Genomic DNA, 17,779 nt, shown 5'->3' with positions numbered 1-17,779 from the left:
GAGCAGAAGATGAAATCAACATTACGAAGAACATGGGCAGAGATTAATTTAGATGCCCTTGCCTATAACTATCAAAGAATTAGAGAGTATATTGGAAAGGAGGTAAAGTTTCTCGGTGTGGTCAAGGCCGATGCCTATGGTCATGGCTCTGTGCAGGTGGGAACAAAACTTCAAGAATTAGGAGCTGATTATTTGGCTGTCAGCAGCATTGATGAGGCGATGGAGCTTCGTGTCAATGGGATCACAATGCCAATTTTAATTCTTGGACACACTCCTCTTGAACAAGTGGATCGCTTAATTTGCTTTAATATTACACAGGCAGTAACTTGTGAGGCTAAGGCACTGGAGTACAATCAGCAGGCCCTTGCCTATGGTGGGAAATTAAAGGTTCACATTAAGGTCGATACAGGAATGTCAAGACTTGGTTATCTGTGCGAGGGAGAACATTTTAAAACAGGAGTCGAAGGAATTGTCAATGCCTGCAATCTTCCAGGGCTTGACGCAGAGGGAATTTTTACACACTTTGCTGTGGCAGATGAAGAGGGAGAGGAGTTCAAAAAATATACATTACATCAATATGAGCTCTTTTGTCACACTATTAAAGAAGTGGAAGAAAAATTGGGAAGGAAATTTAAGATTCATCACTGTGCCAATACAGGGGCAACGGTGGAGTATCCACAGACCTATATGGACATGGTGCGACCAGGATTACTACTCTATGGTTATGGTGAATTTGCCAGAAAGTTAAATCTTCGTCCAGTGATGTCAGTAAAGACAACAGTGAGTACAATTAAAATTTATCCAGCAGGTACAAAGATTAGTTATGGTGGCATCTACACAACAGATAAGGTCACAAGAATGGGTGTCATTCCCTATGGATATGCCGATGGTTTTATGCGCTGTTTATCAAATCAATATCGAGTGTGGACAAATGAGGGAGAGGCACAGCAATGTGGACGCATCTGCATGGATATGTGTATGGTAGATTTGACAGGCAAGACAAGTGTGGATGTTGGCAGTGAGATTGAAATTTTTGGTGAGCATCAACCGGTGGAAAAAATGGCTGAAATGGCAGGAACGATTCCATATGAAATTGTATGTGCTGTGAGCAGGCGTGTGCATAGAATTTATATTGAAAATCATGAGGTGAGTTATCAGGAGTTGATGCTTCGTATGTAGAAATAAAAAGGGAGAGTCTTTGGATGACTCTCTCTTTTGAAGCATTTAGTAGTGAATGACATTGTGGGCATTTTGGATTTTATCAATGATGTCTTTTGCTTCGTCAGAAGTAAAATAGGTATAGGTAGAGGCAGGAACGAGATCTCGTATCTTTTCTAAATCCTTATCGTGAATAGCCTTTCGCACAGTGGAGGCGGAAATCACTTGCCCATTGATCATTTTTCTAGGGATAATATGGCATTCAATGCCATGTTTTGGAAGTTCACTCGCCATAATTTGATTATAAATACCGGTCACTTGGCTAGTTGGTTCCTCACCGACATAACGTGCACGGATATGAAGGGCAGAGGCAATTTCAAGAAAGATGGCAATATCTAGTTTGGCGTGACTGGTGATGACAGAAGTTTCGTCCTTTAAAAAATAACTTGGAAAAGTGGCATTGCTAATCATATAGTCTCCGCTCTCATGGTAGACAATATTTTGGATATGGGCAGTGCCATCCATAATTAACTTCTTTCTCACTGAAAATGGAACAAGAGAAGAATCCTCACTGACCATAAACAAGTGAAGAGTGTCGCATTGGCTTGCGGCTTGCTCCACAAGGTAGAGGTGACCTAATGTAAATGGATTCGCATTCATCACTACAGCTGCATTTCCACGATCAGATTTTGCCTCACATTTTTGTGCTTCCAAGTTTTGGAGATATTGGGCAAATCCATTTTTTTGATTTTCCATAAAGACAAGCTGATCGTTGACTCTGGCAATCTCATAAAATCCTAGGTCGCCAAAAAATTTTGCTGTGCTGATCTTTGTGTAGAGAAAAAGATGAGAATTGCCTCTCTGAAATTGGATGTCAATTAAGTGGGAGAGAATTTGATTTAATAGCCCTTCACCTTGATGTTTGGAACTGACAGCAAAGCAGCGCAGGGTGTGACCAAAGCAACTTCCTGTGGCGATGACATGGTAATCTTCGTCATACATGACACAGATATAATCTAGGTTCTTGTCTCTTGTAATACCCTCTTCAAGTAATAATTCATCAATCTGAGCAAGCGTTGAAGTATCATTTGGCAGTACATGTGAAATTAAATATTCAGCCATAAAAATCTCCTTAATGCATTAAAAAATAAAGTAGAAAACAGACAGCCAATAAGTCGGCACTTCCTCCGGGGGAAAGATTTTTTTCAATAAATTCTTGATTGAGTTGATGGAGTAGGTCGATATTGATCTTGTGTTGTAGTCTAATATCGTTTTGATATTCTTTGGCGGTCTTTACATCACTTCTAGCAATCATATTTGTATCGACCATGTGCGTCAGGATGGAAAGTAATGTTTTGGCACCGGCAAGGTCAAATCCATCGCCATCATCTAAGGCTTTTTTGAGTGTTGGTAGTCCAAAAGTTTTAACAACAGGAAGACCATTGGCAATTTCTCCGCGAACTCCGGTAATTCCATATTCAAGATAGAGCCTTTGTCCAACTGTGGTTGCCTTTTGCATAGTTAAATCTCTGTAATCATCTTTGATTAGATTTTTAGTGATTTGAGCACAGCTTTCTAAAATGGTGTCGACATCACTTGTGTCTACAGGAAATTGAGTGCCAATGGCAGCACAGAGAATACCGAGAGTAAAGATGGCTCCCTTATGTGTGTTGATTCCGTCAGTGGCCAGAAGCATTTCATTTTCGGCCTGTTTTCCATGAATGCGAAGCTTTGGAAGCAATTCATTCAGTGGATGAGATTTTGGATGAGTTTGTCCCAAACAGACACATTGATAAAAGTAGGGCCAGAGCACGGAGGAGCTATTTAAAAAAGTAAAAAAGTCCATGTCCTTGTGGCTTCCACAATCAAAGCGGTCAACCAAGCCAGGTTTGGGCGATACAGAGACCTCATATAAAAGGGAGCGCAGGGCAAAATTGGCAATGCGTTTGGCCTCTCTTTCTCTTAATATGCGGGAGAGAATATCTGTAGTGTAGGTCTGTAACTCTTCAATACTATGTTTGCGTCTTGAGGAGCATTCCTTGGCAGGTCTTTTACAAATTAGGCAATGTCGTCCTGAAAGTCCAATTTCTTGGCGGTCAATTTTTCGTCCAAATGGATGGTTGCTCTCTGGTGGGAGGAGAACATCCATATCATATAGGCGACCAAGTTCATCAAAATCTTCCAATTCACAGGTGAGTGATTTGAGGGCAAAAGCGTCGAAATCAATGACAAAATAACCTTCATTCCCAGTGGGATCTTGTAAAATTTCCTCAAATAAAATCTTGGCATGGTTCTTTTTGAGTTGAAGTTTCATATCCTCTACACCAGTCAAGAAACCACGCAAAATTAAATTAGAGTTTTTAATTGGCCCTGCAATATTCATAGTAAAGCACAGCAATGGTTTTTGGTATTGATGAAGTAACTCTAACTGATGATGGGCACGCCGTTCTCTGGCATCGAGCATCTGTGGTAGTGAGATTTCTATTGTTTCCAAAGGAGTCCTCCTGTATTTGCAAATTTGTCACATGAATAAAAGTGTAGCACCAAAAAGAAGTTAATGTCAAGAAAAGGAAATGCACACTTTTTTGATATCTTTTTTGATAGGCTTATGGTAAGATTTTATGGATAGGATTTCGCATAGGAGGAAGCACAATATGTCAGAAAAGGATAAGCAACACACGGGAGAAGTTTATTTTCCAGGTGACCCTGAGATTTTGAAAGAGCAAATACAATACCAGGAAAAGTTATATGATTACAATCAAACTCGTCCAAGTGAGCAGGAGAAGAGGACGAATTTGCTCAAGGAAATGTTTGCAGAGATTGGAGAAAATTGCTATATTGAACCGCCATTTCACGCTAATTTTGGTGGCCATCACTGCCATTTTGGCAAGAATGTCTATGTCAATTACAATTTGACAGCAGTAGATGACACTCATATCTATGTGGGAGATAACACAATGATGGCACCCAATGTGATTTTGGCATCAGCAGCACATCCGTTGGATCCAGAGGAAAGAAGAAAAGGTTATCAATACAATAAGCCTGTGCACATTGGAAAAAATTGTTGGCTGGGGGCCGGTGTCATTGTCGTACCAGGGGTGAGCATCGGAGACGACACTGTGATTGGAGCAGGTAGTGTGGTCACAAAGGATATTCCATCCGGTGTGGTTGCGGTTGGAAATCCGTGCAGAGTCATCAAAGAGATCAAAAGAGAAGAAAAGAATGGATAAGAAAGAATTAACTTTAGAAGTGATTTCTCGCCTAGCCAAGGAATATCCCGATGCAGATTGTACATTGGAATATGAAAATGGATGGCAACTTTTAATTAGTGTTCGTCTTGCAGCACAGTGTACGGACAAGCGGGTGGATGAAATCACTCCCAAATTATATGAAAAGTTTCCGACAGTAGCGGATTTAGCAAGGGCAGATGTCAGTGAGATTGAGGCCATTGTTCGCCCATGTGGGCTGGGGAATGTCAAGGCGAGGGATATCTCAAAGTGTATGAAAGTATTACATGAAAAGTACAATGATGAAATTCCTAGGACATTTAAGGAACTCTTGGCCCTTCCAGGTGTGGGAAGAAAGAGTGCCAATCTTGTGATGGGTGATGTCTTTGGTGAGCCAGCTATCGTCACGGACACTCATTGTATTCGCATTTGTAATTTGCTTGGGATTGTGGATGGAATTAAAGAGCCAGCAAAAGTGGAAAGAGAATTGTGGAAATTGGTACCACCAAATGAGGGCAGTAGTTTTTGTCATCGGTTGGTTTTTCATGGTCGAGCGGTGTGTATTGCGAGGAGACCAAAGTGCAATCAATGTTGTCTCAATGATATTTGTGCTCATGCAAGGAGTTTAGAATAAAATATAACGCCTTTTTCTGCTAAGAAGTGGAAAAAGGCGTTGATTTATTTTTGTGGGCAGGTAATCTTTGCAATATCTTCGATCGTGTGATGCAAAAAGTTGACTAGCTCGCTGTCATAGGCACGGTAGTACATCTCCTTGCCATTTCGTTTTGAGCAGATGAGATTGGCCGTCTTTAGTAGACGCAAGTGGTGGGAAACGGCGGGGCTACTCATTTGAGTCATTTCAGCCAGCTCCATGACGCAGACCTCATGGTGGCAGAGAATCCAAAATATGCGAAGGCGAACGGGATCACCAAGATGTTTCATGGCCATTGCCACAGTTTGCATTTCTTCGACACTAGGAATATGTTCCATAAATTCCCCTCTCTTTCATTTTTATTGAAATGATTTGAAACTATATTGTAGCAATTCTTTTTTGAGTATACAAGTTTAAAATGATTGACATAGAATAGATTTGGTGGTAGAGTACAATATATAATTAAAAGATTGCTTAATTGTTAAAGAAAAGAGGAAAAAAGATGAACAAAAAACAAAAGAAAAATCTTATTCGCATTTTGATTTCAGCGATATTGATGATCATTTTACACTTTTTGCCAGTGCATGGATTATTGCGATTTTTCCTTTATCTTGTACCTTATGTCATTGTGGGATATGATGTTGTCCTGCGTGCAATAAAAGGAATTCGAAATTTTCAGCCACTTGATGAAAATTTGTTGATGACTTTGGCAACTGTTGGTGCAATGGTTCTTGCAGTCGTTCAAGATGGCGATTATACGGAAGCCATTGCGGTTATGCTATTTTATCAAATTGGCGAGTGGTTCCAAAGTTATGCTGTGGGGAAGAGTAGAAAGAGCATCAGTGCCTTGATGGATATTCGACCGGAGTATGCCAATATTGAAGATGGCAAGGGAGGATACACAAAAGTGGATCCCGATGAAGTCGAAGTTGGAAGTGTGATTGTAGTTAGAGCGGGAGAGAAAATTCCAATTGACGGTGTGGTAATTGAAGGAGCATCGAGTCTTGATACTGCAGCATTGACAGGGGAGTCGATACCAAGGGATGTTTCCAAGGGAAGTGAAGTAATTTCTGGTTGCATCAATCAAAGTGGTCTATTAAAAATTTGTACGACCAAGGAGTTTGATGAGTCGACAGCGTCAAAAATTTTGGAAATGATTGAGGATGCAAGTTCAAGAAAATCAAAGTCCGAAGATTTTATTGGAAAGTTTGCAAGAGTCTATACACCGGCCGTGGTGATTTCAGCAGTACTCCTTGCCATTCTTCCTCCAATCGTATTGTTGGTGATGGGGCGAGACAGCCATGTGTTTGATTGGATTTATCGAGCATTGACCTTCCTTGTCATTAGTTGTCCATGTGCTCTTGTGGTGAGCATTCCTCTTTCCTTTTTTGCAGGAATTGGTGGGGCATCCAGCGTGGGTGTATTAATTAAGGGATCAAATTATTTGGAGGCCCTATCTAAGGTAAGTACATTGGTTTTTGATAAGACAGGAACATTGACGAAGGGACAATTTGATGTCAGTGCAGTGCATACTACAGATATTCAGAGGGAGGAATTATTACATTTAGCAGCTCATGCAGAGGAAAATTCGACTCATCCCATTGCAGTGTCTCTGCGAAAAGCTTACCAATATACGAAGGATGATCATTGTGATGTAGAAGATGTAACGGAGCTTGCAGGTCGAGGGGTTCAGGCAAAAATTAATGGTCATGTAATATGTGTGGGCAATGAAAAGTTGATGGAAGAAGTGGGGGCAAAGTGGCGACCATGTCATAAGACAGGAACGGTTATCCATGTATCAAGAGATGGAGAGTATATGGGACATATTGTGGTTTCCGATGTGATCAAACCCCATTCTAAGAAGGCTTTGCAGAATCTAAAGTCGATGGGAATGAAAAAACTTGTGATGTTGACTGGAGATCAGGAGGATGTGGCCAAAGAGGTGGCAAGTCAGTTGCCACTTGATGAATACTATGCGAAACTTCTTCCTGGAGATAAGGTCAATCAGGTGGAGAAATTATTAAATGATCCAAATCGCCATGGATTACTTGCTTTTGTTGGGGATGGAATTAATGATGCACCCGTTCTTTCTAGAGTCGATGTGGGCATTGCGATGGGAGCACTTGGTTCGGATGCGGCCATTGAAGCTGCCGATGTGGTGTTGATGGATGATGACCCAGCAAAGATTGCTGTTGCCATTCGCATTGCAAAAAAATGTATGCGGATTGTCTATGAGAATCTATATTTTGCCATTGGTATTAAATTGATTTGCTTGCTTCTTGGTGCGATTGGCATTGCCAATATGTGGTTGGCTGTGTTTGCTGATGTCGGTGTGATGGTTCTGGCCGTGCTCAATGCCATTCGCTGTCTATTGGTAAAGAAATCATAGAATCAGTGACATAAAAAAGAGCTTCTAAGCAATTCAGTTTAGAAGCTCTTTTTGGTTTTATAATTCGCAAGTTCCTACCGTTCTTGGGAAGGGAAGAACATCTCGAATATTTCCCATTCCAGTAATATACATTACACAGCGTTCAAAGCCAAGACCAAATCCGGCGTGACGAGCAGAACCGTATTTTCTCAGGTCGAGATAAAAATCATAGTCCTTTGCATCCATTCCAAGCTCGTTGATTCTTGTCATCAATTTGTCGTAGTCATCTTCACGCTGACTTCCACCAATAATTTCACCAATGCCTGGAACAAGGCAATCCATAGCAGCCACGGTCTTGCCATCTTTGTTGAGTTTCATATAGAAGGCCTTGATGTCCTTTGGATAATCTGTGACAAAGATTGGCTTCTTGTAAATTTCCTCTGTGAGGTAGCGCTCGTGCTCTGTCTGAAGATCAGTTCCCCATTCTACTTTGTATTCAAATTTGTCATTGTGTTCCTGTAAAATTTTTACAGCTTCCGTATAGGAGACACGGCCAAAGTCGGAGTTGACCACATGATTTAGGCGATCAAGTAGTCCCTTGTCAACAAATTGATTGAAAAATTCCATTTCTTTAGGTGCGTTTTCGAGGACATAGCGGATAATATACTTGAGCATATTTTCAGCAAGATCCATAGCATCTTCAAGATCAGCAAATACAAATTCTGGTTCAATCATCCAAAATTCTGCGGCGTGACGAGTGGTATTTGAATTCTCAGCACGGAATGTAGGACCAAAGGTATAAATATTTCTAAAGGCCATAGCAAAGGTTTCTCCATTGAGCTGACCACTCACTGTGAGGTTGGTCGGTTTGCCAAAGAAATCTTTTGTGTAGTCAATGTTACCATTTTCTGTCATTGGTGGATTTTGTGGGTCGATGGTTGTCACTTGGAACATTTCACCAGCACCCTCAGCATCGCTACCTGTGATAATTGGTGTGTGCACATAGACAAAATCTCTCTCCTGAAAGAATTGATGAATGGCATAGGCAATTAAAGAACGCACTCTAAACACAGCCTGGAACATATTGGTTCTAGGACGAAGATGAGTGATTGTACGCAAATATTCAAGTGTGTGGCGCTTCTTTTGAAGAGGATAATCAGGGGAGGAGACACCTTCTACTTGAATATCATTTGCTTGAATTTCAAATGGTTGTTTGGCATTTGGTGTGGCCACAAGTTTTCCTGAAACAATGAGGGCAGCACCGATATTGGTTTTTGCAATTTCAGCAAAATTTTTCATAGCATCGTGGTAGACAACTTGGATTTGTTCAAAATAGGAGCCATCGCTGATGGAAAGAAAGCCAAAAGATTTGGAATCACGGTTTGATCTGACCCATCCTCCAATGGTCACTTCTTGCTCCAAAAAGCTTTCATGATTTTTATATATCTCTCTGACAGTGGTAAGTTTCATAGTATACAATTCCTTTCTTATACACATTATGGGCTGTATTATATCACAGATACATAGAGAGTGCATCAGTTTTTGAATCTCTTACAGTCATTGTGAGACAAGATCCATTTATAGGGAAAAAATAGATATAAAAATTGAACAATATTAGTAAAAAAAACAATAAAAAATTGTTAACAATAACATGATATTGTGATATGATATGATTATAATAAAGCACCAATTATGCAGAACGGAGAGGTGATGGAATGATTAAGAAAGAGATAGTTGCGATGTTGTTGGCTGGAGGACAGGGTAGCCGTCTAGGTGTGCTCACACAGAAGATGGCTAAGCCAGCAGTCTCCTTTGGTGGAAAGTACAGTATTATTGATTTTCCACTGACAAATTGTATTAATTCTGCCATAGATACAGTGGGCGTATTAACACAGTACCAACCGTTGAGGTTAAATTCACATATTGGCATTGGAATTCCTTGGGACTTGGATCGAAATATTGGAGGTGTAAGTATTCTTTCTCCTTATGAGGATAAAAGAGGTGGATCTTGGTTTTCAGGAACAGCCAATGCAATCTATCAAAATCTGGAATATATTGAGGCATATAATCCAGATTATGTGTTGATTCTTTCAGGTGATCACATTTATAAGATGGACTATGAAGTTGTCCTTGATTTTCATAAGGCTCATGATGCCGCTATAACCCTTGCTGTGATGCCTGTTCCTTGGGAGGAGGCGAAGCGATTTGGTATTGTGGTGACGGATGAAGAACATCGCATCATGGAGTTTGAGGAGAAGCCTGAAAATCCAAAGAGCAATTTGGCATCCATGGGCATTTATATTTTTAGTTGGCCAGTGCTTCGCCAGGCTCTAATTGATTTAAAGGATGAGCCAGGATGTGATTTTGGTATGCATGTGATTCCTTATATCTTTGGCAAGGGAGAAAAGGTGGTTGCCTATTCCTTCCATGACTATTGGAAGGATGTGGGAACATTGCAGTCTTATTGGGAAGCAAATATGGAACTGATTAGTCTTGTTCCAGCATTTAATCTCTATGAAACTTTTTGGCCAGTATATACTTCTAGTGAAACGATTCGCCCACAATACATTGGAGAAAATGCACAAGTTGAGAGAAGTATTATCAGTGAGGGAGCAGAAATCTACGGTAGGATAGAGAATTCAGTCATTGGTGTAGGTGTAGTGGTTGAAGAGGGTGCTGTCGTGCGTGACTCTATCATTATGAATGATGTTGTGATTGGACCGGGTGCTGTACTTGATCACTGCATTGTTGCTGAGAAATGCCATATTGGAGAGAGAACCAATATCGGTGTAGGTGAGTTTGCAGAGAGTAAATATGACAAAAAGGTCTACAACACAGAATTGACTGTGATTGGAGAAAAGAGTGTGATTCCAAGCGGTGTGAGCATTGGAAGAAATGTAGCGATTATGGGTGTGACAGATGAGAAGGATTATCCAAATGGCTATCTGGAGAGCGGTGGTTTTGTGATAAAGGCAGGTGAGGAGTAATGGTGAGAAGAACAATTGGAATTATCTTGGCTGGTGGAAACTCAAGGAGAATGGAGGTTTTGTCTGATAAGCGAGCAATCTCTGCAATGCCGATTGCGGGAAGTTATCGAAGCATTGATTTTGCTTTGAGTAATATGAGTAACTCAAGAATTCAAAAAGTTGCAGTGTTTACACAGTATAATTCAAGATCTCTCAATGAGCATCTGAATTCTTCAAAGTGGTGGGATTTTGGACGAAAGCAAGGAGGATTATTTGTCTTTACTCCAACCATTACACCATCAAATGCCGATTGGTATAAGGGAACTATTGACGCATTGTATCAAAATATTACCTACTTAGAACGCTCCCACGAGGCCTATGTGGTGATTGCAGCTGGTGATGGCGTATATAAATTAGACTACGAAAAAGTGGTTAGCTATCACATCGATGAGATGGCGGATGTCACCGTTGTATGCAAGAGAATGGATGTAAGCGAAGAAGAGCTCAAGCGATTTGGTGTGGTCAATATCGATGAGACGGGAAGAATTGTTGGTTTCCAAGAAAAGCCAATTAAGCCAAAGTCCAATATTGTCTCCTGTGGCATCTATGTTATTCGAAGAAGATTATTGATTGATTTGCTAAAAAAGAGCGTGATGGAAGGACGAAGGGATTTTGTGGCTGACATTGTGATGAGATATATGGAAGTCAAAAAGATTCAGTCCTATATGCTTGAAGGATATTGGAAAAATATTGCAACCAATCAATCCTACTATGAAGCCAATATGGATTTTTTAAAGAAGGATGTGAGAGACTATTTCCTTAAGAGTGCACCACCAATCTTTTCAAAGTCAGGCGATTTGCCACCAGCAAAGTACAATCCAGGGGCAGTTGTAAAAAATTCCTTAATTTCTAGCGGATGCATTATTGAAGGAACAGTAGAAAATTCTGTTATTTTCCAAAAAGTTAATATTGGAAAGGGATGTGTCATTCGAAATTCTATCATTTTAAATGATGTCATCATTGGAGAAAATTGTGTCATTGAGAATTGTATCGTGGAGAGCCGAGATACAATTGGTAGAGATTCTTCGTATATTGGTGAACCAGGTAAGGTTAGGGTAGTGGTGGAAAAGAGTTTACGCTATCCAGAATCAATATAGGATTGAATATAGGGAGGAGGAAGAGTATTGGAAATTACTGATGTCAGAATCCGCAGAATTGACAAGGAAGGAAAGATGAGAGCCGTCGTTTCTATTACCATCGAGGGAGAATTTGTTGTACATGACATCAAGATTATTGAGGGTGAAAAGGGGCTATTTATTGCCATGCCAAGTCGACTTGCATCAGATGGGGAGTATCGAGATATTGCTCATCCAATTAATACAGAAACAAGGGAAAAAATTCAAAAGATTGTATTAGAAAAATATGAGGAGGATCTTTTGGACGAGAGACACTGAGTGGTAGCAATGAGGTAGGCTAAAGAGGAAGACAGAATATGAACATCAGTGACATTGCCCGCTTAGCGGGTGTATCAAAGGCAACGGTATCCAGATACTTAAACGATGGATATGTTAGCTCAGACAAGAGAGAAAACATTAAGAGAATTATTGAAGAAACAGGCTATAAGCCATCGAGTCAGGCTAGGACACTCAGAACAAAGCGAACAGGAATGATTGGGGTAATTATTCCAAAAATCAGTTCTGAATCTGTCAGCAGAATGGTCGAGGGTATTGGCAGTATTTTAAAGAAAAAAGGATTTAAACTACTGCTTGCTGACACTGCGAACAATTCTAAAGAAGAGTTGACTTATTTGAATGCATTGAAAGAGTACAATGTGGACGGAATTATTTTGCTTGGTACGGTGTTGTCAAAGCAGCATAGAATCACCATTGAAGAATCTGAGGTGCCCGTGGTGGTATTAGCACAGCAACTAGAAGGTTCTCCATGTGTATATTATGATGATTTTGATGCGGCAAAATCACTGACGGATTTAATGGTAAAGACAGCAAGAAAAATTGCTTATATTGGAGTGAGCAATAAGGATCGTGCAACGGGAAAAAATCGCTATGATGGGTTTATGACCGCATCAAGAGAGAACAACATCGATACAAATCGGATTATTACAAAGGAAGCAGATTACAGTCTAGAGGCTGGATACGAGCAGGCAGGGAAAATTTTACAGGAAGTTCCAGATGTGGATACCATTGTCTGTGCAACAGATAATATTGCTCTTGGGGCAATTAAAAGAATTAGAGAGCTTGGCATGAATATCCCTCAAGATATTCAGATTGCGGGCATGGGCGATAGCCATATGGGAATGATGAGTACACCAGAGTTAACTTCAATACACTATTACTACAAGACTGGTGGCATGGAGGCGGCGAAACTCTTGCTCAATATGATTTCTGGAGAAGAAATGGTAGTGCGAGAAATTAAGATGAGTTGTAAAGTTGTCGGAAGGCAGACGCATAGAGAGTTGGAGCTTAGCTCATAGGGGTGATGAAATTCCCAGATAGAATTGTCTATCTGGGAATTTTAAATTGTGTGGAAGGCTGGCAAACTGCACAATTTAAGAAAAAAAATTTGTATAGTATTGCAATTAGTTTGAAAGTGCAATTGATTGCACAAATAAAGGAATTGGCTTATAATTAACAAGAATTGTTTGTATAAAATACTGGAACCGATGCCATATATAAAGGAGACAACATGAGAGAAGAAGTTTTTGATCAGCGCTTGGCGAGATACTATGATGAATTAAAGTGGCTCTATTGCGAGCTCTATAATAATGATACACAGGCCTTTGACTATTTTATGAAAGTATTGAAGGATTATTATACAGAGAGAGAAGATGCATTGAAGGAGTTGGATTTAATCCGAGAGGCTTCACCGGACTGGTTTAAGGGCAATGATATGCTCGGAATGCTCATGTATACGAATTGCTTTGCTAAGAATTTAAAGGGTGTCAAGGAAAATTTGGGATATATCAAGGAATCAGGTGTAAATTATCTTCATTTGATGCCACTTTTGGAGAGTCCAGAGGGAAGATCAGATGGTGGCTATGCGGTATCGGATTTTAGAAAAGTTGATCCAAAGTTGGGTACAATGGAGGATTTGGCTGACTTAGCTAGGGAATGTCATGCCAATAATGTAAGCCTTTGCCTTGACTTTGTAATGAATCACACATCAGAAGATCACGAGTGGGCGAGAAAGGCAAAAGCAGGGGATTATGAGTATCAAAAGAGATACTTCTTTTTTGACAATTGGAATATTCCAAATGCCTTTGAGGAAACCGTTCCACAAGTATTTCCACAGACAGCACCAGGAAACTTTAGTTGGTGCCCAGAGGTTGGAAAGGTTGTGATGACGACATTCTATCCATATCAATGGGATTTAAATTATGCCAATCCAGTAGTATTTAATGATATGATGGCCAATATGCTCAATTTGTGCAACCATGGTGTGGATGTTATTCGACTGGATGCAGTTCCATATATTTGGAAGACATTGGGAACTTCATGTCGAAATCTTCCACAGGTTCATACCCTTGTTCGCATTATGAGAATTGCAACAGAGATTGTTTGTCCAGGAACTCTCCTTCTCGGTGAAGTGGTTATGGGACCAAGTAAGGTTGTTCCATATTTTGGAACCGTAGAAAAGCCAGAGTGCAATATGCTTTATAATGTAACGACAATGGCAACGACATGGCATACATTGGCCACACATGATGTGCGATTGATGAAGCATCAGCTCGGACAGGTGTTTTCACTTCCAAAGCAGTATGTCTTCTTAAATTATTTGCGTTGCCACGACGATATTGGTTGGGGACTCGATTACAATTTCCTCAAGCAATTTGGTGTAGATGAGGTGGAGCACAAGAGATTTTTAAATGCTTACTTTAGAGGATATACTGATTATTCAGATGCAAGAGGAGAGCTATATAATGATGACCCTAGACTTGGTGATGCAAGACTTTGTGGAACAACGGCATCTCTTTGTGGAATTGAGGCAGCAGAGTATGAAAGGGATACAGAAAAATTAGACCGTGCTATTCGTCTAGATATTATGTTACATGCCTTCTTGCTCACACAATCGGGCATTCCAGTGCTCTATTCGGGAGATGAAATTGGTCAGCTCAATGATTATAGCTATCACGAGAATCCACTGAAATGGGATGATTCTCGATATTTGCACAGAGGAGATTTCCGTTGGGATGAGGCAAAGAAGAGAAAGCAGACAAAGAGCAGAGAAGGAAGAATTTTTAAGGCCATTCAAAAGCTGGAGAAGTTAAGAAGTAAGCACAGTGTATTTGATGGAGCAGCGGATACTTGGATTGTGGAAACCTATAATGACGCAGTACTTGGCATTGGAAGATATTATAAGGGTGAGAAGTTGATTGCACTCTTTAACTTTAGTCCATTTTATCAAACTGCTTGGATTGATGAGCCAGAAGATTATAAGGATATGTTGACCAATAAAAAGAGAGAAGCTAAGGCAGTTGAAATTCCAAATCATGACTTTGTGTGGTTGGTGACAAAGTTTAAATAGGGGGAATTATGGAAAAGTTAATCTTTTTAGATATTGATGGAACCTTGACACCGGCAGGAACCAATGTCCCGCCAGACAGTGCACTGGAGGCCATTCGCAGGGCACAAAAAAATGGTCATAAGGTATTTCTTTGCACAGGAAGAAATTTAGATATGCTAAAGCCACTTCTTGTCTATGGATTTGATGGTGTTGTAGGCAGTTCTGGTGGTTATGTCACTTATAAGGACAAGGTCATTGTTGATATTCCAATGAGGAAGGAGCAGCTAGATACAGCACTTGAGCTTCTTCATAAAAAAGGTGTGTTTTGTACGATTGAAGGTAAGGATGGCTCTTTCGGCGATGAGGATTTGAAAGAACTTTTGGACGGCACAGAGGGCGGAAATTCGGAGATTGAGCGCTGGAGAAAAGCACTCTCTGAAAATCTTGGCATCAAGCCAATGTCTCAATATGATGGACAGCCAATTTATAAAGTTGTGATTATGGCCAGGCAGGAGCAACAGATTGATGAGTGTAGACAGGCACTGGAAAAGGACTTTCAATTTGTCATTCAAGATGTTCCAGCCCATGGTTGTGTCAATGGCGAATTAGTCAATCGCCAATTTGATAAGGGAAGAGGCATTCAAAAGATTGCAGAGTATTTGAATGTTCCACTTTCTGATACCTTTGGGTTTGGTGATGGAATGAATGATGTAGAGATGCTTGAAACTGTGGGAACAGCAGTGTGTATGGAGAATGGCTCTGAGACATTGAAGACCTATGCCGACTATATTTGTCCGTCAGTGACCGACGATGGAATCTACAAAGCATTTGAAAAATTTGGTTTAATTTAAGATATTACTTTCAAGGTATAGAAAGTTATATTAATAAAAAAATTTTAGAAGGGGTAGAACAATGGCACTGAATTACAGAAAGTGTGCGGAAGAAATTGTTGGTCTTATTGGTGGACGAGACAATGTCGCACAGGCAGCACATTGTGCAACGAGACTTCGACTCGTTATTAAAGATAACAGCAAAGTCAACAAGGAAGCACTCGATGAAGTGGAAGGGGTGCAGGGAATTTTTGAGTCCAATGGTCAGCTACAGTTGATTATTGGTACAGGTACAGTCAACAAAGTATACGACGAATTCTTGGCTGTGACAGGCATGACAGCAGCAACAAAAGATGATGTAAAGGCGGCGGCAGCGGCAAGTGCACCGTTGTGGCGAAGACTGATTAAGGCATTGGGCGATGTATTTGTTCCAATTTTGCCAGCTATCGTGGCTTCTGGTTTGATGATGGGTCTGGTCGAAGCTCTGGGAAAGATTCCAGGTCTTGGATTTGCAAATACAGATTGGTACCAGTTCCTTGATATGGTTTCTAACACCACATTTGCATATTTGCCAGTAGTTGTAGCAATTTCAGCAGCGAGAGTATTTGGTGGAAATGTATTCCTTGGTGCCGTTATTGGTCTTTGTATGATTCATACGAACTTGACCAATGGTTGGAATGCAGCAGATGGATATAAGGTTTGGTACTTGTTTGGACATATCAAGATTACATCAACTTATACCTTAGGTCAGATTAACCAATTGGGTTATCAAGGCCATGTTATTCCCGTTATTATTTCTGTTTGGTGTATGTGTCAGATTGAGAAATTCTTGCATAAGCGTGTGCCAGAGATGTTTGACCTCTTTATTACACCACTTTGTACAGTATTAGTAACTACACTGATTACATTTACTGTTGTTGGACCAATTTTTTCAACAGCAGAAACTTACATCCTTGCAGCGGCAAAGATTTTGGTAAGAAATCCAATTGGTGCGATGGCCATGGGTGCACTCTATCCAGTAACGGTAGTTATGGGTCTCCATCATATGTACAATGTTATTGAGGCAGGTATGCTTGCAGTGCCTGGACAATTAAACACTTGGATGCCAGTGGCTTCTGCAGCAAACTTTGCACAGTTTGGTGCCTGCCTTGCAGTTGGTTTAAAGGCTGCAAAGCAAAAGACAAAGGTTGTTGCTGTACCATCTTCTATGTCAGCAGCACTTGGTATTACAGAGCCAGCTATCTTTGGTGTCAATATGCGTTTCTTTAAGCCATTTATTTGTGGTATGGTCGGTGGTGCCATTGGTGCGTTCTTCGCTGCAATTTCAAAGATTGGTGCGACAGCCTATGGTGTTACTGGTCTACCAGGATATTTGACCATCAATAATCCAGCTGTATATACGATTATTCTTGCGATCTCAGGTGGTATCGCTTTTGTTGGCACTTGGATTTTCTGGAAGGAAGATGAGGGAACAGCAAAAAAAGATGCAGAACAAAAGGAAGAGAAACTTGAAAACTATGTGGGTTCTCCTGTAATTAGCTGCGAAGGTGGAGAGATTCTTGCACCTGTAAAGGGTAAGGTTGTCGCAAAGACAGAGATTCCAGATGATACATTTGCAGCTGGAGTTTTGGGAGAGACTGTAGGTATCTGGCCAGACGAAGGCGTTTTATATGCACCATTTGATGGAGTGATCAGTCTCGTGGCTGATACAAAGCACGCCATTGGATTACAGAGCGATGGTGGTATGGAGGCATTTTTGCATGTCGGTGTAGATACGGTTGCAATGAATGGTGATGGCTTTGATGCCCTTGTGGAGACTGGAGACAAGGTAAAGGCTGGTCAGCCAATTCTTAAGTTCTCAAAGGAAAAGATTAAGGCTGCAAATCATCCAGATGTTGTGGTTGTTATCCTCTCAAATGCCTATAACTATCAGAAAGTAAAAACAAATTTAGAGGCATAGAGATAAAATAGAGGGAGTCTGTGGAAGTCCACAGGCTCTCTTTTTGCTTGAGAAGATGCCTTTATTTTGATATAGTGGGAAGAGATTTTGGAATGGA

Annotated in this window: 16 protein-coding genes; 12 read left to right on the top strand and 4 right to left on the bottom strand. The window is 40.5% G+C overall.

The window, feature by feature from the left end; genetic code table 11:
- Nucleotides 1–9: 9 nt before the first annotated feature.
- Entirely contained in the window at nucleotides 10–1,179 is a 1,170-nt protein-coding gene (alr, locus tag J5A74_02415; protein ID QUI96220.1) for an alanine racemase, read from the top strand.
- Nucleotides 1,180–1,224: 45 nt separating this feature from the next.
- Here the strand turns inward: alr and citC are convergent, their stop codons facing one another.
- Together citC and citG are read right to left on the bottom strand one after the other, a co-directional pair.
- Nucleotides 1,225–2,280 carry a [citrate (pro-3S)-lyase] ligase gene (gene citC / locus J5A74_02410; GenBank protein ID QUI96219.1) on the bottom strand — a complete coding sequence of 352 codons (1,056 nt, stop codon included), beginning with the start codon at nucleotides 2,278–2,280 and terminating at the stop codon, nucleotides 1,225–1,227.
- A gap of 10 nt (nucleotides 2,281–2,290) precedes the next feature.
- The gene (citG, locus tag J5A74_02405) at nucleotides 2,291–3,652 is read right to left on the bottom strand and encodes a triphosphoribosyl-dephospho-CoA synthase CitG (GenBank protein QUI96218.1); all 1,362 of its coding nucleotides are present in this window, start codon (nucleotides 3,650–3,652) and stop codon (nucleotides 2,291–2,293) included.
- A 160-nt stretch (nucleotides 3,653–3,812) separates the two neighbouring features.
- Between citG and J5A74_02400 the strand changes: the two genes are divergently transcribed.
- Both J5A74_02400 and J5A74_02395 read left to right on the top strand, forming a co-directional pair.
- Nucleotides 3,813–4,388 carry a sugar O-acetyltransferase gene (locus J5A74_02400; GenBank protein QUI96217.1) on the top strand — a complete coding sequence of 192 codons (576 nt, stop codon included), beginning with the start codon at nucleotides 3,813–3,815 and terminating at the stop codon, nucleotides 4,386–4,388.
- On the top strand, nucleotides 4,381–5,019 hold the full coding sequence (locus J5A74_02395; protein QUI96216.1) for an endonuclease III: 639 nt from the start codon (nucleotides 4,381–4,383) through the stop codon (nucleotides 5,017–5,019). The genes J5A74_02400 and J5A74_02395 overlap by 8 nt, the downstream gene beginning before the upstream one ends.
- Nucleotides 5,020–5,063: 44 nt before the next feature.
- Here the strand turns inward: J5A74_02395 and J5A74_02390 are convergent, their stop codons facing one another.
- The gene (locus J5A74_02390) at nucleotides 5,064–5,375 is read right to left on the bottom strand and encodes a winged helix-turn-helix transcriptional regulator (protein QUI96215.1); all 312 of its coding nucleotides are present in this window, start codon (nucleotides 5,373–5,375) and stop codon (nucleotides 5,064–5,066) included.
- 164 nt (nucleotides 5,376–5,539) lie between these two features.
- On the opposite strand from J5A74_02390, the gene cadA reads away from it, so the two are divergent.
- Entirely contained in the window at nucleotides 5,540–7,426 is a 1,887-nt protein-coding gene (gene cadA / locus J5A74_02385; GenBank protein ID QUI96214.1) for a cadmium-translocating P-type ATPase, read from the top strand.
- A gap of 57 nt (nucleotides 7,427–7,483) precedes the next feature.
- On the opposite strand, the gene asnS is transcribed toward cadA, so the two are convergent.
- A complete protein-coding gene (gene asnS, locus J5A74_02380; GenBank protein QUI96213.1) occupies nucleotides 7,484–8,875 on the bottom strand; it encodes an asparagine--tRNA ligase in 1,392 nt (463 codons plus the stop codon).
- Between the two features lie 245 nt (nucleotides 8,876–9,120).
- Between asnS and J5A74_02375 the strand changes: the two genes are divergently transcribed.
- From J5A74_02375 to J5A74_02340, 8 genes are all read left to right on the top strand, one after another.
- Nucleotides 9,121–10,392: a glucose-1-phosphate adenylyltransferase gene (locus tag J5A74_02375; protein ID QUI96212.1), complete on the top strand. Its 1,272-nt coding sequence runs from the start codon at nucleotides 9,121–9,123 to the stop codon at nucleotides 10,390–10,392.
- The gene (glgD, locus tag J5A74_02370) at nucleotides 10,392–11,528 is read left to right on the top strand and encodes a glucose-1-phosphate adenylyltransferase subunit GlgD (protein ID QUI96211.1); all 1,137 of its coding nucleotides are present in this window, start codon (nucleotides 10,392–10,394) and stop codon (nucleotides 11,526–11,528) included. The genes J5A74_02375 and glgD overlap by 1 nt, the downstream gene beginning before the upstream one ends.
- A 27-nt stretch (nucleotides 11,529–11,555) precedes the next feature.
- Nucleotides 11,556–11,825 carry a septation regulator SpoVG gene (gene spoVG / locus J5A74_02365; protein QUI96210.1) on the top strand — a complete coding sequence of 90 codons (270 nt, stop codon included), beginning with the start codon at nucleotides 11,556–11,558 and terminating at the stop codon, nucleotides 11,823–11,825.
- A gap of 38 nt (nucleotides 11,826–11,863) precedes the next feature.
- Complete coding sequence (locus J5A74_02360; protein QUI96209.1) at nucleotides 11,864–12,862, top strand: LacI family DNA-binding transcriptional regulator; 999 nt, start codon at nucleotides 11,864–11,866, stop codon at nucleotides 12,860–12,862.
- 5 nt (nucleotides 12,863–12,867) lie between these two features.
- Nucleotides 12,868–13,020, top strand: coding sequence for a hypothetical protein (locus tag J5A74_02355; protein ID QUI96208.1), 153 nt, complete (start codon nucleotides 12,868–12,870; stop codon nucleotides 13,018–13,020).
- Nucleotides 13,021–13,074: 54 nt separating this feature from the next.
- A complete protein-coding gene (locus J5A74_02350; protein QUI96207.1) occupies nucleotides 13,075–14,913 on the top strand; it encodes an alpha-amylase family protein in 1,839 nt (612 codons plus the stop codon).
- An 8-nt stretch (nucleotides 14,914–14,921) separates the two neighbouring features.
- The gene (locus J5A74_02345; GenBank protein ID QUI96206.1) at nucleotides 14,922–15,743 is read left to right on the top strand and encodes an HAD family hydrolase; all 822 of its coding nucleotides are present in this window, start codon (nucleotides 14,922–14,924) and stop codon (nucleotides 15,741–15,743) included.
- A 61-nt stretch (nucleotides 15,744–15,804) separates the two neighbouring features.
- The gene (locus J5A74_02340) at nucleotides 15,805–17,682 is read left to right on the top strand and encodes a glucose PTS transporter subunit IIA (GenBank protein ID QUI96205.1); all 1,878 of its coding nucleotides are present in this window, start codon (nucleotides 15,805–15,807) and stop codon (nucleotides 17,680–17,682) included.
- Nucleotides 17,683–17,779: the final 97 nt, after the last annotated feature.

Source organism: Lachnospiraceae bacterium oral taxon 096, assembly GCA_018141845.1.
Lineage (GTDB): Bacteria > Bacillota > Clostridia > Lachnospirales > Lachnospiraceae > F0428.
Note: the sequence above shows the minus strand (reverse complement) of the source record. Positions and strands in the feature narration are given on the sequence as shown.

Coding starts and splice junctions, on each gene's coding strand:
- alr (QUI96220.1), top strand. CDS start 10: ATGAAATCAACATTACGAAGAACATGGGCAGAGATTAATTTAGATGCC.
- citC (QUI96219.1), bottom strand. CDS start 2,280: ATGGCTGAATATTTAATTTCACATGTACTGCCAAATGATACTTCAACG.
- J5A74_02400 (QUI96217.1), top strand. CDS start 3,813: ATGTCAGAAAAGGATAAGCAACACACGGGAGAAGTTTATTTTCCAGGT.
- J5A74_02395 (QUI96216.1), top strand. CDS start 4,381: ATGGATAAGAAAGAATTAACTTTAGAAGTGATTTCTCGCCTAGCCAAG.
- J5A74_02390 (QUI96215.1), bottom strand. CDS start 5,375: ATGGAACATATTCCTAGTGTCGAAGAAATGCAAACTGTGGCAATGGCC.
- cadA (QUI96214.1), top strand. CDS start 5,540: ATGAACAAAAAACAAAAGAAAAATCTTATTCGCATTTTGATTTCAGCG.
- asnS (QUI96213.1), bottom strand. CDS start 8,875: ATGAAACTTACCACTGTCAGAGAGATATATAAAAATCATGAAAGCTTT.
- J5A74_02375 (QUI96212.1), top strand. CDS start 9,121: ATGATTAAGAAAGAGATAGTTGCGATGTTGTTGGCTGGAGGACAGGGT.
- glgD (QUI96211.1), top strand. CDS start 10,392: ATGGTGAGAAGAACAATTGGAATTATCTTGGCTGGTGGAAACTCAAGG.
- J5A74_02360 (QUI96209.1), top strand. CDS start 11,864: ATGAACATCAGTGACATTGCCCGCTTAGCGGGTGTATCAAAGGCAACG.
- J5A74_02355 (QUI96208.1), top strand. CDS start 12,868: ATGAAATTCCCAGATAGAATTGTCTATCTGGGAATTTTAAATTGTGTG.
- J5A74_02350 (QUI96207.1), top strand. CDS start 13,075: ATGAGAGAAGAAGTTTTTGATCAGCGCTTGGCGAGATACTATGATGAA.
- J5A74_02345 (QUI96206.1), top strand. CDS start 14,922: ATGGAAAAGTTAATCTTTTTAGATATTGATGGAACCTTGACACCGGCA.
- J5A74_02340 (QUI96205.1), top strand. CDS start 15,805: ATGGCACTGAATTACAGAAAGTGTGCGGAAGAAATTGTTGGTCTTATT.